The organism is Woronichinia naegeliana WA131 (assembly GCA_025370055.1).
GTDB lineage: Bacteria > Cyanobacteriota > Cyanobacteriia > Cyanobacteriales > Microcystaceae > Woronichinia > Woronichinia naegeliana.
In genome coordinates this window covers 3,658,286-3,684,523 of the sequence record CP073041.1, presented here as the reverse complement: position 1 = coordinate 3,684,523, position 26,238 = coordinate 3,658,286, and the positions used below count along the sequence as shown (strand labels likewise).

Below are 26,238 nucleotides of genomic sequence, written 5' to 3'. Positions count from 1 at the left end.
CTACAAAAACAATGCTATTCGCGCGCTATTTTATCACCTTTCTTCAATCACCCCTTCGGCTTGATGGGCGATCGCTCGTAATTGATCGAGGGTTTTAGGAGAAACATTTGACCACAATCCCCGTTGATGAGCCTCTAAAAGTCGCTCAGTCATGTCTCGCAAGGCCCAGGGATTTTTGGTTTCCAGAAAATACTGCACCGTCGGATCGAGTAAATAATGCTCGGCAATGCCTTGATACATAAAATCCGCTCCGCAATGGGTCGTAGCATCATAGGCAAAAAAGTAATCAACAGTCGCGGCCATCTCAAAAGCACCTTTATAACCATGACGCATGACTCCGGCAATCCATTTAGGATTAATGACGCGGGAACGATAAACTTTACGAATTTCTTCTGATAATAATTTGACTTTTGGGTTACTCGGAACAGAATTATCGCCAAAATAAAGTTGAGGATTTTTACCCGTTAAGGCACGGGTGGCCACGGCTAAACCACCTTGAAATTGATAATAATCATCGGAATCTAGGAGATCATGTTCACGGTTATCTTGATTGTGCAAAATAATGTCCAATTTTTCTAATCGCTGTTGAAAAACGTCCGGCATTGCATGACCAATACCCTGCTGATCGTAGGCATAACAACTCCAGTTACGATAGGCGATCGCTAAATCTGCATCGGTTTGCCAATTTTGAGCTTCAATTAACCCCTGAAGTCCGGCACCATAGGCCCCTGGTTTAGAACCAAAAATACGATAGGTGGAGCGAGTAATCGCCTGTTCTAAACTGAATCCTTGCCCTTGCCAATATTGACTCTCCTGATGAACTTGGGCTGCTAAGGGATTATCGTCTTCCGCTTCTGCTAATTGGGAAACGGCGGCGATCGCTTCCTGCATGAGTTGCACTAAATTGGGAAAACTATCACGAAAAAAACCTGAAATCCTGACAGTAACATCAATACGGGGTCTATTTAAAAGACTAATAGGCAGAATTTCAAAATCAATTACCCGTCGAGATGGCCCATCCCAAAGCGGTTTTACCCCTAACAAAGCCAACACTTGAGAGACATCATCCCCCCCCGTTCGCATCGTCGAAGTTCCCCAGATCGAAATTGCTAAAGTTTTGGGATATTCTCCCTGTTCCTGGGTATAACGTTCGATTAAGATTTCCGCCGCTTTACGTCCCACATCCCAGGCTGTTTCGGTGGGAATAGCCCGAATATCAACGGAATAAAAATTACGGCCAGTGGGCAATACTTCAGGACGGCCACGGGTCGGCGCACCCGAAGCTCCACTAGGGACATATTGACCGTTTAATCCCCGTAATAAATGGGTAATTTCTTGCTCCGTTTTTTGGAGAGCCGGTAACAAAGTCTTTTCAATCCAGGTCAGAACCTTAGTCGTTTGCTGAGAATATTTTTTTGAATTATCGTCATCAACCAAACTCACCCCCCTTTTTAAGGGGGGCAGGGGGGATCCATTTTCTAAGTGAGAACATTTCTTTGAATTATCGTCATCAACTAAACTCACCCCCCTTTTTAAGGGGGGCAGGGGGGATCCCCTTTTCTCTAACTGAATCAAAGCATCAACTAATAACTGACTATAAAGTTCCAATTGCTCAATCACATCACCCACAATCAAACACTTTTTTAATCCAGCTAATAAAACTTCTGCCTTAATTGCTTGGCAAATACTAACGGTTTCAGCACTTAACCTAAAAGGTGTTTGAAGTGATTCTGTCAGAGGGTTAAAATCTAGCTCTAAATCCTCGGCTAAGGCCTGAGTTAATCCCCTTTGCTCATAACTGGGGGCTCTAGCAATACTAATGATTAAATCTCGTAATTGTTGGTCTTGAGGACATTCCCCTAAAATATGCAATCCATCTCGAATTTGGGCTTCTTTTAGTTCACACAAATAACCATCCGCAACACTGAGAAAATTTTGAATACTTTGATCTGTTACCTCCGCTAGGCCTAAATCTTGATGAAGTTGGGTCGTTTTCAGTAAAGAAAAAAGGCGATCGCGGATCATCGGCAAACGTTGAGGATCAAGAGACTGAGCTTCATAATATTCATCAATCAGGGTTTCTAAACGTTGTAAATCGCCATAAAGTTCGGCGCGGGTGAGAGGCGGCGTTAAATGATCAATAATCACCGCTTGGGAACGACGTTTAGCTTGGGAACCTTCCCCCGGATCATTGACAATAAAGGGATAGAAATGGGGTAAAGCTCCTAAGGCAATTTCAGGATAACATTGGGCAGAAAGCGCGACACTTTTTCCGGGTAGCCATTCGAGATTACCGTGTTTACCAAGATGAATAACAGCCTGGGCAGCAAATTCTGTTTTTAACCAATAATAAAAGGCGAGGTAGGCAGGTGTTGGTTCCAGATCCGGCGCGTGATAATTTAAACCGGGGTCTAGATCATAGCCGCGACTGGGTTGAATACCGATGAAAATATTGCCGAGTTGGATGCCTGGAATGGGTATCCCTTTTCTGCTGACTTGCTCTTCTAAATTGCCCAATTCTGACCAGCGATCGCTGATGGCAGTTTTTATATTTTCAGGTAGAGTTTGAAAGTAGGCTTGAAAGGTCGATTGATCTAAAACCTGATGAACTTTTCGCCAGGCTCGACTGTCGAGATCATTGGTTACACCCGAAGTTAAAAGTTGCATTAAGTCTTCAGAGGTTGCGGGAATATTTTCAATAGAGTAACCCTCTGCTTTTAAAGCGTTGAGAATATTTAAACAACTAACCGGTGTATCTAAACCCACACCATTGGCCAAACGACCATCTTTATTGGGATAATTCGCTAAAATTAGGGCTATCTTACGCTCAGCAATCGGGGTTTGACGACATTTAACCCAATTAGCGGCCAGATTAACCACAAATTGCAGGCGATCGCGGACAGGTTGATAGATCACCACATCCGTTTCTAACTGTTCATGCCATTGCTGTACGGCTTTAAAGGAAATGGCACGGGTAATAATGCGGCCATCTACTTCAGGTAAGGCAATATTCATGGCCAGATCACGGGGATTTAAGCCCTGTTGACTTTCCTGCCAATGGTCTAGCGTACCACCGCTCAAAATTACCTGTAAAATCGGGACATCTAAGCTTTGCCAAAGGGGAATGATTTCTTCACTGCTCCCTTGACGTTCCAATTTAGCGAGGGAGAAACTGGTGGTATTGAGAACCACTTGCACGACTGACTCAGCAGAGGCTTGAAAATATTTCAGGACTCCTTCTTGAACCTCTGCATCTCGTAAGGAAGAGACAAAGACTGGAATGGGGATTAATTGATGAGCCGCGATCGCCTCACAAAGAGCATCGATCACCAGGGTATTGCCCGCTAAATAGTGGGAACGATAGAACAAAATCCCCACAGTGGGCTGAGTCTGGATGGGTTCGGTCACAGACAACCTTGAGAACTGAAAATTGCCTGAATAGAGACCTACGTTGGGAACCTGTTGGGGAGGTAAACAGGGATAATCTGTTTTTAAACAAAGATTACTGAGCCATTGCAGCCCGTTACGCCAATTTTCTAGACCCCCTTCCCGACAATACTGCCAAAGCCGATCTACCTGGCTCAAGGTAACGGTTGAATGACTCATTAACTCTAGATCCGGGCGATCGTCCCCTGGTAAAACCCAAAGACTAATTCCCTTTGCCAAGGCCAAAGCTTTGAGCACTTCTAATCCATAACTCCAGTAAGCCCTTCCCCCTAATAGACGTAAAATAATAATCTGGGTATGTTGTAGTACTTTTTCTGCATAGTGATCGATACTTAAGGGCTGTTGAAGATTTAACAGATTAACGACCCTTAGGGTGGCAAAATTCGGGGGTAAATGGGGAAAAGTAGCCGCTAAACTTTGAATATCGGTATCGGCGGCAGTTAATAAAATGATTGCCCCTGGGGTCTGCTCAATGAAGATTACCCCATCACTATCCGGTGTCCAACCGCCTGGTAGAGCGTTTAATCGGTGCATTTAAACTCCTTATATCTTAAGTAATGCTTAGGATTTGTTGAACGACCGGCAAGTGTCGTCATTATAGAGTTTAAAGATAACGTTTATCGTTTTCCCTTCTTCCATACCATTAAGCATGATGACTGCTTTTTCTCCTGCGTTTTGTCGTGTTCTACCGATTACTACCTTTGAGTCCTTAGTGACTCTTTGGTACCAGTTGGCAGAGCCGATGGGGAATCGGGCAGTTTTGCTAACGAATGATCATCTACGGACTGACCTGAATCAAACTGATAGTCCCCAGAATGCCAAACCGGCAAGACCACTAGAACGATTTTGTGGGTTGTTCACTGCCTACGGCAACGCTTTGATCCAGGCACAGAACTTTTCTTCTACTCATTGTCAGGTTTTCCTGGCCCTTACCGATGAAGCGATCGCTGATTTTTTAGCGCAACGGAATTTGGGAACCATTCCTAAATTTGATTATCGTGCGACTCCAAAAAAAAGAACTGAGTTCCAAAATCATTTAACCATCGGTTTGCTCACCATCCTATCATCAGAATCTCAAGATGTTGCTGAAAAAGAAAATAAATCTAATCCTCCCCTAGTATCGTCGTTGTCCCCCCCTGAATCTGGGCAACTTTTCTTTAGCCAGGATCAACTTCTTAGCCAAGTCATTGCTCAAATTCGGCAAAGTTTAGATCTATCGGTCATTTTAGAAACCGCCGTGACCGAAGTCAGAAAATGTTTACAGGTTGATCGTTTAGTAATTTATCAATTTACCGAAACTCAATTATCTTTAACGAATGAACATTCTTTGCCTTTACTAGCTGGCGGAAAAATTACCTACGAAGCTAAAAATTCTGCCGATATTTCTTCCACCTTAAGTTTGATGACAGAGAATGATTGTTTTTATGAGGTTTTAAACTATCAACAGAAGTATTTAGACGGTCAGGTTGTCGCCATTCGGGATGTGGAAACAGCTTATTCTTCTTCCTATTGTTTAACAAATTTACTCAAAAAATACCAAATTCGGGCTACCTTGACCGCGCCGATTATTGTTAATGGCTACCTCTGGGGGTTATTAATTGCCCATCAATGTCACTATCCAAGGGCATGGTTAGAACAGGAGAAAAATTTTTTAGGACAGATTGGTGAACATCTAGCGATCGCCATTAAACAGGCCCAACTCTATGCCGAAGTGCAACATCAAAAACAAAACTTTGAAAATCGGGTTATCGAAAGAACCCAGGAATTGCGCGATACTTTATTGGCAGCCCAGGCAGCCAGTCATCTCAAAAGCGAGTTTCTAGATAATATTAGCCATGAACTGAGAACCCCTTTAACCTGTGTGATTGGACTTTCTGGAACGCTATTACATTGGTTTAATCAAGGTACTTCTCTGCCGGTTGATAAGCAGCAACACTATCTTAAAATGATTCAGGATAGTGGCAAAAAATTAATGGATTTAATCAATGATATTATTGAACTGTCTCAGATAGAATCAGGAAAATCAGCCTTAAATTTTGATATTTTTTCCCTCATGTCTCTTGCCCAGGCGGCCTTATATCGTCTAGAGAATTTAGCTAAAGCTAAAAATATTCAACTCAAACTTGATTTTCAAATCCATGCTGAACAGGATGCTTTCTGCGCTGATCCTGACCGTATCCAACAAATTCTGACCCATTTACTCAGTAATGCCATTAAATTTACTCCTGATGGTGGTCGGGTGACACTCCGCATTTGGAAGGAAAAAAAGCAGGCTGTGTTTCAGGTTGAAGATACGGGTATTGGCATCGATCGCCATCAGTTTCCCTACCTCTTTGAAGCATTTAAACAACTCCATGAAAATCGACAACGAACCTATGAAAGTACAGGCATTGGATTAGCTCTCACCAAACAATTGGTAGAACTTCATAGTGGCACGGTGGAAGTGGAATCGACAAAGGGAAAAGGGTCTGTTTTTACTATTTTCATTCCCTACCAAAATCAATCCTATATTAAACGTCCGAAGGATCTGCGATCGCAGGAACTTGCTCCAGCAATGAATGTCAGTGTGGTTGTCATTGAACAGGATGAAGAAATTGCGACCTTGATTTGTGAATTATTGACGGTGGCCAATTATCAAGTCATCTGGTTAATTGATACCAATAATGCGGTCAAACAAATTGAGCTATTACAGCCAGGAATTGTGCTGATTGATCAGGACTTTCAGGAAGTTGCCAAGATCAGTCGCTTACTGAAGGCTTCCCATCAAATCAATGTCAATAGCTTAAAAGTTATTTTGCTCAGTGAAAATATTTCTTCTAGTGAATGGAAAGAGTTATCCCAAAGTGGGATTGACGACTATATTCTTAAACCTTTGCAACCCGATTTATTACTACAACGTTTAAATAATATTAGTCGTAATAGTTCTTCAAAAAAAATGGAAACTAATGCCCAATTTTTCCTGCCTGAATAGAAGCATTCTCATCCTGTTTTTCCTCCTATTTATCGATGGCTCAAGGCATCCCGAAGACCATCACCTATATAATTAATACTGACAACAGTTAAAAAGATAGCTAATCCAGGAAAAATAACCATCTGGGGAGCCGTTGCTAAATAATCTTTAGCGGTATAAAGCATTTGTCCCCAGGTGGGAACATCGGGAGGAAATCCCAATCCTAAAAAGCTGAGGGTTGATTCGGTAATAATGGCATTGCCGATCGCCAAGGTTGCCGCCACAATAATGATGTTGAAAACATTGGGAAAAAGATGTTGCCAGATTAATCTTCTCGGTCTAGCTCCCAGGGCGATCGCCGCACTCATAAATTCCATTTCCCTGAGTTTTAAAATATTGCCCCGCACCAAACGAGCAACGGTCATCCAGTTGAGACCACCAATGAGTAGCACGACCAATAAAAAAATGCCAATTTCTGGAGAAGCGATCGCTTTCATCGCATCTCGAAAAAGATAGACAATGAGCAGTAATAAAGGCAACTGGGGCAAAGACAAAAATAAATCCGTCATTCGCATTAAAAGCGTGTCAATTAAACCGCCATAGAAACCGGCTAACAAGCCAATTACTGTGCCGAGGGTGATCGAAACCAGCATTGCTGTCATGCCAACCGTTAGAGAAATGCGGCCACCGACCAATAATCGCGCTAATTGATCCTGTCCTAGGTCATTGGTACCCAAAGGGTGTTGCCAACTGGGGAGAGCCGCCGTCTGACTAAAATCAATTTGATCAATCGGAACCCGATAAACCCAGGGGCCAATTAAAACGGCTAGTAAAATCAGTAAAAAAATAACCGTTCCGACTAGAGCCAGGCGATCGCGTTTAAAACGTTGCCATGCTAATTGCCAAGGCGATCGAGTGATGAATTCAGCCGTCATAAAAAGTGTAAAAAAAGATAAAATAAACGGTGATTTAAAATAAATTTAAACTATATTCTAAACCATATTTTAAACTATATTTGCCCATGACCTATGCTCGCACCCTACGTTTAGGCGACACCGATGCTGCCGGAGTTGTTTATTTTGCCTCTTTGCTTTCCATTTGTCATGAAGCCTACGAATTTGCCCTAGAACAAGAAAACATTCCTTTACAAACTTTCCTCTCCCGTTCTGAAATAATTTTACCGATTGTTCATGCCGAAATTGACTTTTTTGCACCGCTCCAATGTGGCGATCGCCTCCTCATTAACTTTTCCTGCCATCTACTCAATGAATATGGTTTTGAGTTAACCTATCAAGTCTTTCTAGATCACCCCGAACGGCGATCGGAACGACCTGCGGCCCAAGCCCTAACTCGCCATGTTTGTATTCATCCCCACACCCGCAAAAAAATTCCCCTCAGCCCTGCTCTTGGTCAATGTCTAGAAAAATGGAAAGATAACCCCTTAATTTCCCCTTAAAAATCTATTCAAATCAAAACGCGATGTGCAACTTAGGGTAAGCGCAAGAAAAAAGGGTAGAAAAAATGCTAATGCTCCTGATTTAGTACTGCTCAAAAACATTTGAAGATTACACACTATATATAGGAATTTTTAACCAGTAAAACACTAAACATAGACCATAAAGAAAAAGCTAATACAGTACAAAAGAAGATAATTTGTACGACTAAATGAAGCCTGTCTTAGCTGCTCAACAGCTCTCGTAATGATTTAAACCTTTGCACAGATAAATCTTCTTTAGATGACTCAAGGGTAAGCGTTCAGGGGGGTATCATATTTGCTTAAATCCTTAAAACCCTTGTATAGCTACGCATTCAGGCGATTGATAGAATGGCATAATGACGTTAAAGAGGCATAAAAACTGATTCGCAAGCGGACGTAGAACTTTGGTTATTCAGAATTATTGACAAGGAATCAATTAAGTAGTCATGCAAAATTAATTACCTATACATACAGGTACTATAATAACCTAAATCAAAAGTAACGGTAGCATAAAAAAAACAAAAAGTAGATAATTATGAAATTTATCTACCTGTAAATAATTCGTTGATAGATTATCCTGTGAACGGTACGATAGGGCTTTCGAGCTTCGAGCTCGCGTCAGATGTAATCAACGAAAATTTTACAGCAAGGAATCTTTCTAAGTTGTGTATTGCCTAGTAATATACCCGTTTTTTTTCCATATGTGTTGCTAATCTTACTACTGTCCAACGCCCAAATTCATAACCGAACTCTTCAGGCTCTTTGATTATTACTTCGGTCAATTTCTATATATATTCTTCTGTTGCTTTCCTATGATTTCCTTTCTTTCTTTTGTCTCTCAAGCTTTCTATATTTTTTGGATTTCCATTGTTGCACCAGTACCAGACTTGTCTTTTACAACATCCTAGTAATTCTGATATTTCATCATTTTTTTCCCTTCATTCCTCATCAGTAATAGAATTAATATTCTTTCTCTTGTAACCGCGTGCTCCTCAGTTTTTAGAGCTTTTTGTAGCTCTTTCTTTGTTTTTTTTCTAAGAAGTCTAACGTCAGCATAACTATATCAAAAATTAAGTCTATATATTCTAGCTTATATCCACTTAGAGTGTTGACAGCTTACGTTGCTTACTTGACGACCATTTAGGTAATGTTCTGAATCTGTGATTAAGTAATTTCTCGATAACTGAACTGACTATAATTCAGAAAATTAATCCATCGGTTTGCCACATTGCCCACAGTTTCATAATCTCAGATTTGCAAAAAATAAACCCAGAACAAGGAGTCTGGGCTAATCTATACAGGCCTGATTTTGGGAATTGCCTTATCAAATCCAAGGTGATTAACGTTTTGTCACCTGACGAGCGATATCTTTATATTTATTGAGGCTAGGGCCGGGCAAACGACGAGATAGAGTTTGGGTAATTAAATATTGTGAGGCAAAGGCAACCTCTTTCGGATCAACGGGGGCCGGAGCCTTGGCTACAGGTGCAGGGGTTGGAGCCACTGTCGTTTTAGCGGTTTTAGCTGCCTTACTTTTCTTCACCGGCGTTTTCTTGGCTTTGGGAGCAGGCGTTTCAGCAACAACGGTTTCTGCCGCGATGACAACGGTTTCTTCTACAACGGCAACGGGTTCAGGTGTTACTTCCGCCTGGTCCGGTGCTTCCGCAGTAGCCAATTGCGATTCATCAATTTGTGCAAAAAATTGTTCTTTCTTACCACCAAATAATTTCTTGAGCATGGATAGTCTTTCCTCGTTTTTAATGCTAATGATAGTTAAAGATTGCATCTATAGGCTAATATTTTAAAGACGTTTCATGATTAAAATAATTGCCTCTTCATTGTCTTATCAAGCCAGGATCAGTAACCTTTTGCAATCTTTTGTTATAAAAATTTACATTGACCCGTTATCAGTCTGAATTTGGGCGATCGCCGTGGGCGGATCAGGGGCTGGAAAAGAGACTGAAATAGCAGGCTTTGAGGGAAGTACTTGGCAAAGGGGGCCTGACAGGAGAAAATGAAGATAACATTACTATTTGTTAAGTGGGAGTTGTGGCTAAAATTCGTACCGTTTCAGAAGCAAAGCGAGCCTTCTACGACCAGTATCGTCGTCCGATCAATTCGATCTATCGGCGGTTTGTGGAAGAATTACTAGTAGAGATCCATTTATTGACGGTAAATGTTGATTTTCGCTATGACCCTGTCTTTGCCCTTGGGGTTGTCACAGCCTTCGACCGTTTTATGAAGGGGTATCAACCGGAAGAAGATAAAGCCTCCATTTTTACTGCCTTAATTCAAGCGATCGCTGGCAATCCCAACCAATATCAACAGGATGCCCAAGCGATCCTTCAGAGTGGCCAAACGCTTTCCTTTACGGACCTAGCCGATCAGTTAGCCCAAAATCAGACGACGGAATCAGAGCATCATCTTTTAGGACAAACGCTGAATCGGATTCGTCAAACCACCAATTTCAAGTACAGTCGTGCCTTTGCGATCGGACTTTATACCCTGATCACCGAATCAGATAGTGAATGCAAAAATTCTGAAGAAAAACGGAATCTGCTCCTTAATCAGTTGGCCGTAACCCTAAACTGTTCAGAAGATAAACTGCAAAAAGATTTGGACCTTTATCGCAGCAATTTGGACAAGGTAGATCAACTCCTCACGGTTTTGGAAGATGTGGCGGAAGCGGAGCGCAAAAAACGAGAAAAACTTGTCCAGGCTTCCAGTCCTTCAGATTCGGCTTCTACTCCCTAGGAAAAGGCGATTAAATGCTAGTTTAAGATTTAAGTCCTACTGGAAAGTAGGATCTTTTTTTGTCCAACATTACTCAGAAAAAAACTCCCCTGTTTATTTGGGGGAGCCTATCTAGGAGAACTCAATGTCAATGGAAGGTACCGAATTAGCCTAACCCTAGACCTGTCGTAGAGGGATAAAGATACTAAGTATAGGAGTTCGTATAACCTTTCATTTCAAATCATAGAGAGTTTGTAACGATTTGTCAACATGACTTGACGATTTTGAACTTTTGGGCAGCTTGTTTTTTGAACAAACAAGATTTCAAACTGCCAACATGACAATTGCGATCGCGCTAGGACTACGGTAAATTGGGAAGCCGAATGTAACACCTTTTGGGCTTTACCGTGATGTTGAGACTGATTACCGATTTTGATGGGCCGATTATGGATGTGTCTGAACGGTATTATCGTGTTTATCAGTATTGCCTGGCCCAGGTACAGCGTTCGAACCAAAGGCTCTCAGTGTTATCAAAGGAAGACTTTTGGCAATTAAAACGGAGCCGTATCCCAGAACGGGAAATCGGTCAACGCTCTGGCCTTGACGACGAACAATCCCAGCTTTTTTCCCAGTTACGGAAAGCCACGGTTCATACCCTGCCCTATTTAAGTTATGACCAACCCCTGCCAGGAGCGATCGCTACCCTGGAAAAATTACAAGCTCTAGACATTGATCTGGTGGTGATGACCATGCGCCGTGTCAGCGAATTGGATGAAGCCCTTGAACGAAATAATTTAGGACGTTTTTTTGCCAGCGATCGCCGTTATTGTCTGAGTAATGATTATGTTAAAACGGCTGACACTAAGGACAAACCGCTTTTGATGGCCAGAGCGATGGCCGAACTTTTCCCTGTCCAAGCCTGTTGGATGATTGGGGATACAGAAGCCGATATTCTGGCCGCGCAAAACCAACAGATTCCCATGATTGCAGTGCTTTCCGGTATCCGCGATCGCCAGCAACTAGAACAATACCAACCCAACTTCATCGTTAACAATCTGAAGGAAGCCGTTGATTTGGTACTAACCATGAAGTAACTGAACTTGTTAACCTTTATTGCCACGTTTAGAGTTTGAGTTTATCTTTATTTCAGAAAACTAACGAATGAAACTACTAATCAGCCAAAATAACAAGAGGGTCATTCCGGTTGCCACTTGCTCTCCATTAACGCCTAGATGAGCATTGGCATTGAGGAGAAATGTCACACCCGCTCCCAGTCCAACCCCTAACACCAATCCGGCTAAGGTGAAGAGAAAAGCTCGTCCAAATTTCCTTTCCTTACGATTCAGAAAATAAATATTAGCAAAAACCCCGATCACTAACAGGAAAGGACGGAAAGATCCCGTAGCATCCTGGCTCAAAAAGCTGATGCCAGCCAGAATGCCAAAAATCCCCAGAGGTAATAGAATATCGTTGCGAGAAGGTGTATCAACTAACTTTTGTAGCCAGGGCGAAGCTTGAGCCGACATCAAAGGTTGATTGACCTTAGGCGCAGTTGCTAATCGTTCAGGAAACCGAATCTTTTCAGGAACCTTAATTTTTCCTTCCTGACGCAGCCGGAGACGATCCATGAGAATTGCATCGTAGGCAGTTTCTACCAGTTCTAAAGTTTTAGTATCTCCTTGATACTGTTGACTTAGACGATTTTTAACGGCTTGAATCTCTTCAAAAGAGGCACTTTCCGTTACACCTAAGGTTTGGTAGGGAGTTTGTTCGCTCATTCTTACCTAATACATTTATGCAACACAACACAATATCTTAACAAGTCGCGTAACTACCGCAATTTGTTAACCATTCTAACGCAGACTTTCCAGATTATAACGATAAGTATTTTTACTCAAGCAGAAACATTGAGCAGAAACATTAAGCAGAAACATTAAGTTTTATTGAAGTGAGCAGACGTAGAGAATCTCCTTTGCTAAGATAGAATCCAACTTTGAAAGCGTTAAAAAATAGGCTTTTTACAGATTTTTCCCCTATCTAAAACAATAAGTTAGTGATGAAGCATTTTTGTGATGACTGGATTCAAGAATGGTGTGAAGAAAATGGTTGGACAGATCTTTTTGTCGAACGCTATAACCATTACTGGGCCTTTCCTCCCAATGCCGTCATGCCTGAACCTATTCCCTGGAAGACCTTACGTTTTATCAAATCTAAAAAGGGGCTATGTCGGGAGGAACGTTTCTGGTTAGCGGCGGCGATCGCGGTGACGGTTTTAGGAGCCACATTAAGTACAATACTGAAAAGTCCGATGCCCTTGGTCTTTGCCTTTGCTTTTGGAGCCATTACGGTCGCGCAATTGGAAATGGAAGACATTTAGGGTGTGCAGTCAAATTGCATCACGGCTAAGTCAACACACCTGATCATGGAATAACGAAGTATAACGGGGTTAATCGGAGCAAAAAGAATCTTGTCGATAAGAGAATTCCCCCCTTTTTTTGCTACAATCGTTATTAAGTTTCAAATCGCGTAGGTTGCGCGATTGTTGGAATTGACAAGTGTTGATACGTCACAACTCGATTCTCAGTTCGAGACTCTTAAAGAGGCTCGCGCTGGGAGCAGTTTACCAGAGATAATGGGGTCGTATTGCACTCAAATACCAATGTTGCCGACGGTATCCTGCAAGAAGGGAGGATTTTGAACTCCCCGCCTCCTTGTTTTTTAAAAAACAAAGGAAATATTGCTAGAACGGACTCGGAAGTTTCCAGTAATTGATACCACAAGGAAGTTGATTATTGGAGGCGAAAACGGACAAAGGCAAGTCCCAGACCCTAGAACCAAGGAAGCGTAAGCCTCCATCGGTCAATCGGGGAGCGAATATAAAGCAGTTGACGCTGTTTAACTTCGGTTAACTCCGTTTTCTGTGTGCCTCCTAGTCGAGGTTATGATTAGGATCAGATTCGTGATCAGACTTTTAGACAATTGATGATGTTACCTTTAGGGGCTTCCTTGCCCGATGATGATGCGGCTAATCAGTGGCGGTTTCAGCTAAACCGTTTTGTTCAAGATTATCAAGTGGCTCTGGCGGCGATCGCCTGGGGTTTGCAACAGGAATGGCAAGATGCCGATGCGATTTTAGGGATTGATCTCTTACCTCAAGCCCACTTTATCTGTGCTTCGCGATCGCAGTTAGAGATTTTAAATCAAAAGGTTGACAACCAAGTACAGGAAATTCTAGGGATTTTAGATGGTTATGATCCTCAAACGGAAGTAACAATCTTGGCGATCGGGCCAGGCCAGCTAAAACTATTATTTTTTAAACCCAATTCTCCTCCCCAAGCTTGTTTTGAGCAAGAAACTAGAACCTTAGATACCCTAATTACCGAACTAGAAGAAATTCTCCAAAAAATGATTCAGCCCACATTCCGCAGGTAAAAACAGAGACAAGGATGAAAGGGATTAGACTGGCGGGTGTGATTACACTTTTAAAAGCTAAAGCGATCGCGTTTTCAACAGTTGCAGTAATCGCACTCAAAAGCCAAAATAATCGCACTTTCAGTAGCCAAAGTAATCGCACGTTCAAAAACTAAAGGATCGCACTTTTAACAGGAAAAATGATCGCATTTTTAAAATTTTAACAATAGGGGAAAGGTGATCACTTTTTCTAAATCATTAAACGCGATTGCTGTTACGATAAATATTTTATAGAATTGGGAGTATAATCTTTATTAAGGTGAGTATCCTAAAGAGTTGAGTAGATTTTATGATTAGTTCGCAGGTTCTTGAGCAATTGGAACAATTACCTGAATCTCTACAAGTTGAGGTTCTTCATTATGCAGAGTATTTATCTAGTAAATACCAAAAGACTAGTGATATGGACTATTTAAATTCTATTCCTGGTTATGTTGATTCTATTGAAGAAGTCATTAAGAGTCCGAGATCGGAATGGGTTAATGCTACGGAATTAGGTTTATAAGGATGTGGGAAGTTATTCTGAGTAAAAAAGCCCAAGAAGATTTAGAAAAGCTGAGAAATATTGGTCTTTTTAACAAGATTAAGGAACTTGTTGGTATTCTTCGGGAAAATCCCTTTCTGAATTCCCCTTATTATGAAAAATTGGTGGGCAATCTTAAGGGTTGTTATTCACGACGAATCAATATTAAGCATCGGTTAGTCTATCGAGTGATTAAAACTGGTTTTAACTAATCTTAAATCTCTCCGGATGGGATGGGAACAAAAAGTGTGTATTAAGGAGAATTACTAATGTCAAGCACTCAAACTATGACGGTTTTGATCCAAGACCAGAAGAGTCAGGAAAATCTATCTTTTTCTCCCCCCGTCCAAATAATTAATAGTATGGATTCTAGTTTGGAGTCAGTGCCAAATTTATTTATTTTAACTTCTGCTACCCATTTAAATAATGTTTCTTCTTTAGTAAGAAATACTAACCAAAAACATCATCTGCGCGTTCTTTTTATTCGGGAAGATATTAATCCAAGTTGGTTACCCCAGATACTAGAGCGGGCAAATTTGCGTACCTTGCGAAATACTTTATCTTATCAAGATTCAGAATCAAATCTTCCTCAACGAGTCATTAATGCCTGGAGTTGGGGAGCACAGGATCAGTTAATTGCCAAGGCAACGGTTCTAGGCGATCGCCTTTTGGTTTTAAGTTGTGGCATGGAAAAATTCGAGGTCGCTTTTGCTGACTTACCCTGTTTAAAAAATATCCCAACGGCAGAACAGAGTAATTTTATGATCTCCGAGGAGGGGAGTTATCTGTATTGGGAAAAGCAAGATATTCATCTCGATTTAGATGCTTTGCGTTATGTAATTAATCCTCAAATTAAAGCCAAATTTGATGCTCAAAGACTTACCCATGATGTCTTATTTGGAAAAGCGATCGCCGCTTTACGCAAGCAACACAAGCTGAAACAATCGGATATTATTGGTTTATCAGAAAGGCAAGTAAGTCGGATTGAAAAGGGAGAAGGAACGAAAGTTGCCACCTTACAGTTATTTGCCCAAGCTCATAAAATGGAGTTAAATGACTATTTAGCGACTGTTGGCAATTTAGTTTCTAGTATTCCTGACGATTTTCTGTTTAACGATTATGATACGAATTCTTCTGTGAATAAGCCTTTATTCAAAGACAAATTACGCCAAATTATGGAAAACGAAACAATAGAGGTTATCTCATCTAGTTCTAACTCTGATTGTCCAAGTATGGAGGAGTAAAGCGTATGATTTTTTTGTTAGACTCTAATTTAGTTGGCTCTCCGCTATTGTGTGTGATAGGTCACGCTTATGAATTTATGGAATCCTTTTTTAGCAATACTTTTGCTGTTCGCTTGTCCGTGCTAGTGATTACTATAACCCCATTTTCCACACAGTTAAGGGCAGAGCCTCGCAGTTTTATCTCTTGTAAGGAATGCTCGCAGTTTTATCTCTTGTAAGGAATGATCGCGGTTTGAAATTTTAACCAACAAGAAGACGGCGATCGCCTGCATCATTAAAAAAGAAGAATAAAACCTTCTTGTGCAAAATGTTTATCATGGGTTAATATCTCCGTTATATTTCTTTGACGCATTGTTTGCATTGAAATACAATCCGTTAAACTATACTCTTTGTCTGGGCGAACCTTATACAACTCTAATCCTATTTCAAAAGATTGACGAGTTTGGGGCAAAATAAGGATATTAGGGGTGTTTTGTAAACCTTGAAAAAGCTGCCAAGTTCGTCTTCTTACAGACTCACCATAACCCGATAAGTTATTTAAAACTTCGATACAAATTTCATCAGTTGTCATAATTTTAACTTGTTGAAGTTCACGAGTTTTGACCACAACTTGCTCATGCCAATTATCTCGATCATTAATCAATGCAACCCAATAAAAAGTATCTGCAAAAATTGTTTTCATGGCAATTTTCAATCACTTTTTGGAACACCGTAAAGATAATGATCATGTTGAGCGGCGAGATCATTGGGCAAATTCTTTAAGTCTTCGGGGTTTAAAGGTATTTGATCGAGAAGTGATAAAATTGCATCGCCTGCGGATTGAGAGTGGAGATAGTCAGATTGGGCTGATGATAAAAAATTGAACGTTTCTTGTATTACTGAATCAGGGGCCTGTTCAATTGCCTCTAATAGTTGGGTTTTAATGTTCATGGAAAAAAAAATTGTAATTGCTTCTATTATAACTGGAACGTCAAAAAACGACGATCGCTCTTCCAAATTTCAACAAAATAGACGGTGATCGCACTTATAAACATCAACAAAATAGACGGCGAGATCACACTCAAATTTCTCAAAAACTCGGTAGGTTGGGTTAAGGAACGCAACTCAACAAATTAAATAACAATGGTGTTAATTCGTTTTGGAGAGGAGATATTGTGTGTGTAGAAATATTGGGTTTCCCTTCGTCAACCCAAGCTACGAAGCTTGCTCTGAAAGGCGATCGCAATTTATTGGGCTAAGGGGCGATCGCTATTTTAAACTTTAACCAACAAAGAGACGGCGATCGCGTTTTTAAAATTTGATAACAGGGCGAGGGGTCGTTTCTGGTAAAGGAGGGGTTAAAGCGATCGCTGTAAAGGAATTGACGGGAAAAGCGATTAACTATTATTTTGAGAGCCAATTGTGAGCCAATAGACTTGAGTTTGATCCCCCTTGTATCTTAAAGGAAGAGTGGTAGACCGATTCCCCCTTGGTTATAAAAGCCGAGATTTAGTCTAGGTCGCCACTCATCAATCCTTCAAAAACTCGAAAAATCGAGAGGGTCACGAACCCGTAGTGAACAAGGTCGAGTAATGAAGATAAAAACTCAAAGTAAAGGGGTAAAAGCATGGAAACTCAAGTAGCAAGCCAATGGGTTGGTATAGACGTCAGCAAAGCCAAGTTGGACATAGCTTTACGTCCAGCGAATAAGGTTTTGCAAGTAACCAATCAAGAGTCAGGCTGGCAGGAATTAAGCGAACAACTCAAAAAATACAAAATTGAGTTAATCATCATCGAATCAACAGGAGGAATGGAAAGAGGAGTGGCTCACAAGCTGCAAAAAGAGGAATTCAAGGTAGCAGTGATTAATCCCAAAAGAGCCAGAGATTTTGCCAAGGCATCAGGTCGTCTAGCGAAAACGGACAAAATAGATGCCGAGGTATTAGCCCATTTTGGAGAAGCCTTGCAACCAAGCCCAAAACCGTTAGCATCAGAATCTCAAGTAGCTTTATCCGATTTGGTCAATCGTCGTAGTCAGTTAGTGGAAATGCTAAACAGTGAACAAAAACGAGCGCACAGTGTTCGTAGTAGCACGGCGAAAGCTGACATTGAGACTAATATTCAATGGCTCAAACAAAGGATAAAAGGAATGGATGAGCAGATAGACCAACTGCGGCAAGACAACGAAGAGAGTAAAAAGCAGTATGAGCTATTAACCAGTGTACCTGGAGTGGGCAGAGTAACGGCCGTGACCTTGCTATCAATGTTGCCAGAATTAGGAGAGCTACCATTGAAGAAACTGTCGAGTCTAGTGGGAATTGCTCCCATGAACTGTGACAGTGGGCAAATGCGAGGAAAACGACGTATTATCGGTGGACGAGCAAGGGTGCGTGCCGTGCTGTATATGTCAGCCCTAGTGGCAATACAACACAATCCGGTAATTAAGGCGTTTTATCAAAAATTGCTCCAGGCAGGTAAGGCCAAAAAAGTAGCTTTAATTGCCTGCGCTCATAAGCTATTGGGATTTCTTCATGCTATAGTCAAGAGTCAAAAACCTTGGCGATGTCCTGAAAATATAGAGACAAAGGAGGAAAAACTGCAAGCGTGCTAATTCTCTGATATTGGTTGAAAGAGTTAACATAACTCATTCTCTGACGAGTTGTATGAGGATGAGTTGTTTGTTTTGACTAATTTTATTTGATAGCGATCCTATCAAGGCCTTGACAAACAAGATAATCGCTAAATCCCCCTTAAAAAGGGGGACTTTCACAGCGTAATCTATTTAATCTGTGTTCCAGGCGGTAATTGGGCAAAGTGATCGAGGAGTTCACGGTGCAGAAAACGGTAACGACCTCCGACTCTAAGTAATAAACGCCGTTCAACACAATAGTTAAGGAAACGAGCAAGGTTCCAGGGAATAGTGCCGCTTTGCCAGAGGACAAAACGCAGAGAAAAATGTTGCATACAGGCTACACCACCACCAAGCCAAACCCCGAAGAATAGTGACCAGAAAATCCCCGCAAGTAGAGAGTCGGGTAGGGCGGAACTGAGCAAATGGAGCCAGTCAGGATTTTTAACAGAAGCTTTCCGAAGTAAAGAGAATGAAGTATTGAGAATCACGCCCAGAGGATAACTAAAAGCAGTTGTCCAAATCACACTTTGCAAAGAGTTCCAAATGCCTTGATTCGGATGTGATCGCTCCTTTAATTCTTGCTTTAGCCCCCAAATCAGCCCCAAAATCAGCCCCAAAATCAGCCCCCAAATCAGCCCCAAAATCAGCCCCCCAATCAGCCCCAAAATCAGCCCCCCAATCAGCCCCCAAATCAGCCCCCCAATCAGCCCCCCAATCAGCCCCTCACAAAATTCCTTGAAAAAGCTTTGTCTGGAAGTTTTTGAGCGGGGTATTTGAAAGGCTTCGACGACCTCAACATCATTCAGTCCAAAAATCAGCCCCAAAATCAGCCCCAAAATCAGTCCAAAAATCAGCCCCAAAATCAGTCCAAAAATCAGCCCCCCAATCAGCCCCAAAATCAGCCCCCCAATCAGCCCCAAAATCAGCCGATAGCGTAATTTTAGAGCCTTAGATTCGAGCCAACTAGGTTGCATTTGCTCAATCAATAACTCCACTGTATTATTTACTTTTAATTGTCTAGCAACCCAACTTAGACTATTAATCGTTTTATCCAATCTTGGTTCTTTTTCTATGATTTTATAAGCCCAACGATGATTTTTCATCCCTTTTCTGTGATCTGAAGAACGTTGATCAAAAGATAGCTGACGTTCAATATATTTTTCCAATAAATCAGCTTTATTTTTAATTGGCTGTTGAGGATCATAAACATCAGCCAAAAGCTTAATAAATAAAGGCACTCGCAATAAACCAGCCTCACCTTCTCTCGTTGCTTGCAATAACCCTTGTAACGCCGAATTAGTTTTCATTGCTGACCATAAATCAGCCCGATTAATACTCTGAAAATAAGCCTCAATTTGTCTATCTGATAATTCCTGAAGACAGATCGCTCCATTCAGATTACTCAACTTAATATTCGCCGTTTCAAATTCCCTAACCCGACAACAAACTACTAATTGCGGATAGGTTCGCGCAAATTCATTTAACTTCTCTGTACACTTTTTTTGTCGTTCCAAACCCAACTCATCTAACCCATCCAATAACGGCAATAAAACCTGTCGCTTTAGATATTTCTCATAGATTTTTTGTTTACGATCTCCCCCATGCAAATCATACAGCTGCTCAATAATCCAAGCCTCAATACTTTGACTATCCTCGCGCCAGGTCGAAAGCTCCAAAATAACTGGAATCACTGTTTGCGATTGCTCAATAGCTCCGATAACTAATTGTTCCGCTAAACTTAATAATGCCGTTGTTTTCCCTGAACCAGGCGCACCTAAAATCAATAATTTTCCTGCAATATCATCCCGTCCAAAAGTTTCAATTAATAGTTTATTTGGATCAAGTAAACCGCTATTTTTACCATTAATCTGTAACTGACGATCCGTTTGTAAACGATTCACCCATTGTTGCTGTTCTGCAATCGAAACATCCATCAAAATTCGCTCTCTGCCCAACGTATCCGTCAAACGTGTACGAATTTCAGGTAATTGCTTTTTTTCTAATAATAATTTTGCCCAATCCCAATCCACCTGATTCGATTCAGAGCGACCAAATAACCGCAAAAACGTATTTTCAATCACAACCTGATTATCACGGCTATTGCTAAAACTAACCGCGTTTTGTCCCGCTTGACTTTGTTGAACGCTACTATTGTTAATCTCGCTATGATCAATATTTTGATCCTGTGAAGTCATAACAGCAAATCCGTAATAAATAACGATTTAATTATTTGTAGAGGTTTGGTTCCCAAATCTATTAAGTATTAGATATCTCCAGAAATAAAGAGTGCATCGATTGAAACCCTTGGTAGGGGCAATTCATGAATTGCCCTTACTTAATTTGGAGATGTCTATTGGACTTGGAGACCAAGCCCCTACAGTCCCCAGAAATGTGCCGCAACACCCAACCAGGGGCTAACCGTTTTAAAAACCTCCTGGGCAGTATTCCAGAGACTTTTTCCTGTTTCCGTTGTTTCCTTGACTGTTTTTAGTGTCTCATTAACCTGCTTCAGATTTTGCCCGATCAAATCCTTATTGGCTGAATCCTTAGCCGCTTCACGTTTAGCGGGACGCAAATAATCTAGAATTTCATCTTTTTGAGCTTGGGGTAAGGTCGCACTTTTGACAGAATTTTCCAACTGTTCCAATTGCTTAACGACTTCGATATTCGTGATTTGTTGTTTCGTATCCAGATTTCCCGATTGAACTTGTTGCAGATCACGACCCGCTTGACCCTGCTGAACCACACCGCCATTAACCGTAATCCCGCTCATACTCTGGGATTGATCGGGTTGTTTTTTGAAAAACTTGCCAAACATTGAGTTACTCCCTGCTTCTTTTTCTACATGGTTAATTCATGTCATCATAGCAAAATCTACTAACGGCGATCGCAATTTATCAGTTCAGAGGCGATCACCAAATTTTATTAAGTTTTGTTATTTGTCGAAAGGATTAAGCTACGATTTACGTTCAGAATTTTTGCTTAAAACCGCGATCGCTGTTTAAGTGCTAAAAATGGAAGGCGATCGCTGTTTAAGTGCTAAAAATGGAAGGCGATCGCCACTTCATGACCCAATCTGTAACCCTATCTAGTTATTAAGTATTTTAGGGGATTTTTAATAGGATTAAAGACTCCTCTGGAATCATGCTATGGTATTCTCCCTGTTCCGCCAAAATCCCCAATAAATGCAAAACCGTATCGGGTTCTTTATGGAGATCCGACCAGGGAATAGCAATTTCTAAACAGGATTGAAAAGCCACTTTTGCCTGACAAGGACGGGGATGCCACTGAAAAGGATTGATCACTTCTTCTAACCAAGTTGTCTGTCGTTGTAAATTAATACCTAAATGGTGGTGAAAATAATAATTAACTGGCGGTTGTTCTGGTACATGGGCCAGAGGGACAGGACAATTGGGTTGGATTGAGCCAGGATAATACCAGAATAAATGTAACTCATTGGGTAATCCCTGACCAATTTTTACTCCTGATTTGAAATCTAGTCTAAAGTATAAATATTGATGATTAAAACCGTAAAAAATACGCCGAACTAAAGTATTGGCAATCATTGCGCCCTTAGCCCCTAGCTCAATGCGTCCAGCCTTTTCCCAATCCTCTTCATCACCAATGCCATCAATCACCGGATGAATAAAACCTTCGGGAACTTGTTTTCCTTTTTTAGGATAACTTTCTAACGGATGGTAAAGATAGCCAGGAATGGTTTCATTGAGGGAGCGATAAAGGGTGCAAAGATGTTCTCGAAAAAGTTGATCAAAAATTTCATCTTGACGGCTTGAATTTCCTTCTCCAAACCACCAGAACCAATCTGAACCTTCGGCGGCATAGAGAGATTCCCAGGCTTCAGGGTTATTTTCTTCGGTCGCTTCGGGATGATTAGCCAAAATTTGGCGGGCATCAATCAGGTATTCCCAGGCTTTATTTTTTATGGGATCGCCGATCCAGGTACGAAAAGTCCCGTCAATCCAGGAACCACTATGAAGTTGATTAATCGGTAAGGTATGAACGGTGGGAAACTGGCGCAAAAATTCATCCACAGTGACGAGTTGGAGATGCTCAGAACGGCTTAATCTTTCATAGAGATGGGTAAGAAACGGTAAACCATCCTGAAGATAATTTTCCCAACAATTTTCGCCATCTAAGGCAATAGTCACGAGCCAAGGTTCTTGTAAAGCTGAGGATTGCGGATCGCTTTGACGCTGTTTTAATGAAAAGGCGATCGCGTTTAAGTGGCTAATTAAATCCCTGGCGGCGACTTCTGGAGAGAAAGTGGGATAGGTAAAACTGATCAGATCGGAAAGACGATGATCCCGAAAGACAATGGCCAGATCACCATCCGGGGTTTCTAAACGATAGGGACGATACAATAATTCTGGCTCGGCAATTAAACCCTGTTCATCTCGATGAAAGTAGTGTTGCAAGCTATGGCCTAAAACCATTTCATCGGAACAGAGCCATTCAAAGCGTGCCTGGGCAATATCGGCTAAGATGGCTGGACTAACGGATTGCTCGGACGGCCAAAGTCCCCTGGGTTGACAATTAAAGCGATCGCGGTAAATCGTTTTCGCTTTTTGTAAATGACGAGCAATATCTTCTGACCAACAAAAACGGGGTTCGGGTAGGGGCATATCTGGTATGGCTACACGCCCCGATCTCGTATCAGCTAATAAGGGCAAAATAGGATGGGTATAGGGACTCGTGGTAATTTCAATTTGTCCTGTTTCTTGCATCCGACGGTGTTGGGGAATAATGCGCTCAATAATTTGCCGTTGTTTAGCAATAATTCGTTGGCGATCGCTGAGAGTAAAGCCTTTTTGCTGATTGTACCAATAGCGAAGTTCCTGATCGTCTTCCTGAAAAAGCGGATCAATCCAAGCTAAATTATGCCAAGCCAACAGATCACTATAATCCTGTAAATTCCAATTGTCTAAACACCAGGTTATGCCTTTATCTTGTCTTTGTCCGTACAGTTGACGATAACGGGGATGGGGATCAATTAAGGTGCGGTGATGAGCATCAAAAAAAGTATTTAAGATCGTGCGTTTTTGCTCTAGGGTTAACTGTTGCTCTGGAGTTAAGGTTAGGGCTAAATAGGGATCCATTGCTGTGCCCTTAGCATAATCTTCTAGTTGCAAAATTAGAGAAGGAACCAGATTAAAGGTTTGATGAAGTTTAGGATATTTTTCTAATAGTAAAACGAGATCGAGATAGTCTTTTGTCCCGTGTAACCTCACCCAGGGCAAACGGTAACTATGTCCCTGACCGAAGCTATCTTTGGATTTATAGAGGGGTTGGTGTTGATGCCAAATAAAAGCGATGTAAAGTGGGTGAGACATAGGATTTTAGGGTTAGGAGTTAGCCGTTTTAACACGAGGTAAGATTTTTTTTGCCGCAGTATGATACTGATCATGAGGATTCAGAATTGCCTGAATAAAAACGGTATCTAAAAAAAGTCTATCCTTGCTCATCATTGGAATTTTTCTTAGGAGTACCATATAAATAATGATCATGTTCACTTGACCAATCTTCAGGAGCTTCATAGGTTCCTGTCATTTCTTCTAAAATATCCCAAGCATTGTTATCGACTTTTTGGGTTTGGTCTGCTTGAGAAATAATTTGAATCAGATAGCGGGTATTTGGTTCTAAAAGAACAGTTTCTTCTGGATGAAAAGTTAAACCGTCGTAAGTCACTGTTAGCTCTTGTAACATCGTAGATTTTTCTGATTTTGATTATAGATAATAAACATTTTTGACTGGAAAGTTTTCTAAAAATAGCTTTTTTAGGTAAATAAACTCTAAGGGCGATCGCGGCAGAAACGACGAAATTGATTATAGGCATGATTAATGACTTGCATTGATTTTACAGCCTCTTGACAATTATTTTGATCAGGATGGAATTGTTTAGCTAAATAATAATAGGCTAGTTTTATCTCTTGGGGATCGGCATTGGGTGAAACGCCTAAAATATCCCACCAATTGTGAGAAAAATCAAACGCGAAATTATTATCTTGCTCTTGCTTAAATTTACCTACATTATATCGCCAGATTGTTAAGACTTTTTTCTGATCAGGATTGCCTGTTACCAAAATCTTTCCATCCGCACTAAATTTAATCGGATGACATCCTGCTAAGGTTTGTAATAATTTCCCAGTCTCTAAATCCCATAATTTTATTTCTTGATAATTAGCAGTTGCTAAAATTTGGGAAATGTTGTTAATGGCTAAAGACAAGATTCCCTGGGAATGAGCCTTGATCCTTTTAACAATCGTTTTAGTTACTAAATCCCAGATATGGATGATGCCATCCAAACTACCACTGATTAAATATTGGTTATTATTCGTTATTTCTAAACAAGTAATTCGTTGATCATGACCTTGTAAAATCTCAGGTTCTTGATAATTGCTTAAATGCCACAGACGAATGGTTTTATCCGCACTGCCACTGACTAACATTTTTCCATCGGTACTGAAAACTAAAGCGAAAATACTATCCGTGTGACCATTTAAAGTTCGTTCCCATTTGCCAGTAATTCCTCCCCAAATTTTAATCTTATGATCGCTTCCTCCACTCACAACGAGTTGACCATCAGGACTTACTGTTAGGGCATGAATAACGCCTTCATGACTATACCGAGAATTCAGACTATAAAATCCTGAAAAAATAGATTTTCTTTCAATCTGCCAGGCACTAATGCGGCGATCAAAACCTGCGGCCAATAGTTTTTGTCCATCAGGACTAACGACGATCGCTTGAATTTCCTCTCGATTACCGATAAAACTAAATAGCAATTTATGGGTGTTTAAATCCCAAAGGTTAACAATGCCTTTACTATCTCCACTGAAGAAATATTGATTATTCGGGGCGATCGCTACCGCACTGACAGGATGGGATTCAAAATGGGTAAGATCTCTGGGTTCCCAAACAAAGTTAGGCGTATTAATCAAAATTATGTTGCCCTGTTCTTGTTGAGAATCATTGGAATCATATAAAGTTTTTGTCGAGCAATGTTCATTTTGCAGATAAGTTGTCAATTGCTCTTTTAAGTTTTCTAATTCTTCTTCATTTTCGAGAGGTTGCCATTGGTAATCTTGACTATTATTTTCTAATAGGTTTTTCTCCAGTTCATTCTTTAATTCTTGCAGTTCGTTTTCGATTTCTAAATTATGCCATTTTTTCTCGTTTTCGTATTCTTCAGTAATTTGCTCTAGAAATAACAAGTTTTCAAAATATTTACTTGAGGAAGAATGATTACCACACATTTTAATTAACTGATAAACCCCCAACGCCAATAATCCTCCTGTTGCCGCCATTGTTCCCATGCCAACTCCAAACGCACTACCCGCCACACCAACGCCCACTTTACCCACTGCTGCCGAAAAACCGGCTCCTAACACCGATCCCAATGTCGTCACCCCTAAAATCTTCACATCTCCCGTTTCTATTCCTTCCACAATTCCCTGAATCGCTGCACCGGCGATCGCGCCCCCCACGACAATAACAGGCGTTCCCAAAGCCATACCGCCAAAGCCGCCAACCACACCAACGCCACCGATTTGACTGGCAATCACTTGACCTGTCGCCGCTCCAACCACCACAAAACCCTGATCTGTTTTTAAATTGATCATTTTTCCAATGAATTCTTAGACGACATCTTCAATCCCTGCTGTCCCAGATCGTTGTTCCTTGTTAAGAATTGTGTGCATTTTCATCAATAGAGAGGAGAACCACCGATAGGGGAATAGGTTCTATCCTAAACTACTTTCATAGCCT

Annotated in this window: 21 protein-coding genes; 10 read left to right on the top strand and 11 right to left on the bottom strand. The window is 41.0% G+C overall.

The window, feature by feature from the left end:
• Positions 1-33: 33 nt before the first annotated feature.
• Positions 34-3,981, bottom strand: coding sequence for a cobaltochelatase subunit CobN (gene cobN / locus KA717_18625; GenBank protein ID UXE64314.1), 3,948 nt, complete (start codon positions 3,979-3,981; stop codon positions 34-36).
• A gap of 208 nt (positions 3,982-4,189) precedes the next feature.
• Here cobN and KA717_18620 point away from each other — a divergent pair, with 208 nt between their 5' ends.
• On the top strand, positions 4,190-6,418 hold the full coding sequence (locus KA717_18620) for an ATP-binding protein (GenBank protein UXE64313.1): 2,229 nt from the start codon (positions 4,190-4,192) through the stop codon (positions 6,416-6,418).
• Positions 6,419-6,447: 29 nt separating this feature from the next.
• Here KA717_18620 and KA717_18615 read toward each other — a convergent pair whose 3' ends face one another.
• Positions 6,448-7,332, bottom strand: coding sequence for an ABC transporter permease (locus tag KA717_18615; protein UXE64312.1), 885 nt, complete (start codon positions 7,330-7,332; stop codon positions 6,448-6,450).
• Positions 7,333-7,418: 86 nt separating this feature from the next.
• On the opposite strand from KA717_18615, the gene KA717_18610 reads away from it, so the two are divergent.
• Entirely contained in the window at positions 7,419-7,853 is a 435-nt protein-coding gene (locus tag KA717_18610) for an acyl-CoA thioesterase (GenBank protein ID UXE64311.1), read from the top strand.
• Between the two features lie 1,360 nt (positions 7,854-9,213).
• Here the strand turns inward: KA717_18610 and KA717_18605 are convergent.
• Entirely contained in the window at positions 9,214-9,660 is a 447-nt protein-coding gene (locus KA717_18605) for a hypothetical protein (protein ID UXE64310.1), read from the bottom strand.
• Between the two features lie 263 nt (positions 9,661-9,923).
• Between KA717_18605 and psb29 the strand changes: the two genes are divergently transcribed.
• Together psb29 and KA717_18595 are read left to right on the top strand one after the other, a co-directional pair.
• The gene (gene psb29, locus KA717_18600) at positions 9,924-10,628 is read left to right on the top strand and encodes a photosystem II biogenesis protein Psp29 (GenBank protein ID UXE64309.1); all 705 of its coding nucleotides are present in this window, start codon (positions 9,924-9,926) and stop codon (positions 10,626-10,628) included.
• A 389-nt stretch (positions 10,629-11,017) separates the two neighbouring features.
• On the top strand, positions 11,018-11,701 hold the full coding sequence (locus KA717_18595; GenBank protein ID UXE64710.1) for an HAD family hydrolase: 684 nt from the start codon (positions 11,018-11,020) through the stop codon (positions 11,699-11,701).
• Positions 11,702-11,761: 60 nt separating this feature from the next.
• Here the strand turns inward: KA717_18595 and KA717_18590 are convergent, their stop codons facing one another.
• Complete coding sequence (locus KA717_18590) at positions 11,762-12,385, bottom strand: CPP1-like family protein (GenBank protein UXE64308.1); 624 nt, start codon at positions 12,383-12,385, stop codon at positions 11,762-11,764.
• 278 nt (positions 12,386-12,663) lie between these two features.
• Between KA717_18590 and KA717_18585 the strand changes: the two genes are divergently transcribed.
• The 5 genes from KA717_18585 to KA717_18565 all read left to right on the top strand — a co-directional run bounded on the left by KA717_18585 (position 12,664) and on the right by KA717_18565 (position 15,842).
• Positions 12,664-12,984 carry a hypothetical protein gene (locus tag KA717_18585; protein UXE64709.1) on the top strand — a complete coding sequence of 107 codons (321 nt, stop codon included), beginning with the start codon at positions 12,664-12,666 and terminating at the stop codon, positions 12,982-12,984.
• Positions 12,985-13,589: 605 nt separating this feature from the next.
• Positions 13,590-14,039, top strand: a complete 450-nt coding sequence (locus KA717_18580; protein UXE64307.1) for a hypothetical protein — start codon at positions 13,590-13,592, stop codon at positions 14,037-14,039.
• A 328-nt stretch (positions 14,040-14,367) separates the two neighbouring features.
• Positions 14,368-14,580 (top strand): DUF2281 domain-containing protein, encoded by a 213-nt coding sequence (locus tag KA717_18575; GenBank protein ID UXE64306.1) that lies wholly within the window; start codon positions 14,368-14,370, stop codon positions 14,578-14,580.
• Positions 14,581-14,582: 2 nt separating this feature from the next.
• On the top strand, positions 14,583-14,810 hold the full coding sequence (locus KA717_18570) for a Txe/YoeB family addiction module toxin (GenBank protein UXE64305.1): 228 nt from the start codon (positions 14,583-14,585) through the stop codon (positions 14,808-14,810).
• Positions 14,811-14,867: 57 nt separating this feature from the next.
• Positions 14,868-15,842, top strand: a complete 975-nt coding sequence (locus KA717_18565; GenBank protein UXE64304.1) for a helix-turn-helix domain-containing protein — start codon at positions 14,868-14,870, stop codon at positions 15,840-15,842.
• 274 nt (positions 15,843-16,116) lie between these two features.
• On the opposite strand, the gene KA717_18560 is transcribed toward KA717_18565, so the two are convergent.
• Both KA717_18560 and KA717_18555 read right to left on the bottom strand, forming a co-directional pair.
• Positions 16,117-16,536, bottom strand: coding sequence for a PIN domain-containing protein (locus KA717_18560; protein UXE64303.1), 420 nt, complete (start codon positions 16,534-16,536; stop codon positions 16,117-16,119).
• Entirely contained in the window at positions 16,533-16,838 is a 306-nt protein-coding gene (locus KA717_18555; protein ID UXE64302.1) for a hypothetical protein, read from the bottom strand. The genes KA717_18560 and KA717_18555 overlap by 4 nt, the downstream gene beginning before the upstream one ends.
• A gap of 610 nt (positions 16,839-17,448) precedes the next feature.
• Here KA717_18555 and KA717_18550 point away from each other — a divergent pair.
• Complete coding sequence (locus tag KA717_18550; GenBank protein ID UXE64301.1) at positions 17,449-18,432, top strand: IS110 family transposase; 984 nt, start codon at positions 17,449-17,451, stop codon at positions 18,430-18,432.
• 167 nt (positions 18,433-18,599) lie between these two features.
• Here the strand turns inward: KA717_18550 and KA717_18545 are convergent, their stop codons facing one another.
• The 5 genes from KA717_18545 to KA717_18525 all read right to left on the bottom strand — a co-directional run bounded on the left by KA717_18545 (position 18,600) and on the right by KA717_18525 (position 26,093).
• The gene (locus tag KA717_18545) at positions 18,600-20,648 is read right to left on the bottom strand and encodes an NACHT domain-containing protein (GenBank protein UXE64300.1); all 2,049 of its coding nucleotides are present in this window, start codon (positions 20,646-20,648) and stop codon (positions 18,600-18,602) included.
• A 179-nt stretch (positions 20,649-20,827) separates the two neighbouring features.
• Positions 20,828-21,226, bottom strand: coding sequence for a hypothetical protein (locus KA717_18540; protein ID UXE64299.1), 399 nt, complete (start codon positions 21,224-21,226; stop codon positions 20,828-20,830).
• A gap of 331 nt (positions 21,227-21,557) precedes the next feature.
• On the bottom strand, positions 21,558-23,804 hold the full coding sequence (locus KA717_18535) for a glycoside hydrolase (protein ID UXE64298.1): 2,247 nt from the start codon (positions 23,802-23,804) through the stop codon (positions 21,558-21,560).
• 118 nt (positions 23,805-23,922) lie between these two features.
• Complete coding sequence (locus KA717_18530) at positions 23,923-24,177, bottom strand: hypothetical protein (GenBank protein ID UXE64297.1); 255 nt, start codon at positions 24,175-24,177, stop codon at positions 23,923-23,925.
• An 86-nt stretch (positions 24,178-24,263) separates the two neighbouring features.
• The gene (locus KA717_18525; GenBank protein ID UXE64296.1) at positions 24,264-26,093 is read right to left on the bottom strand and encodes a DnaJ domain-containing protein; all 1,830 of its coding nucleotides are present in this window, start codon (positions 26,091-26,093) and stop codon (positions 24,264-24,266) included.
• Positions 26,094-26,238 lie beyond the last annotated feature (145 nt).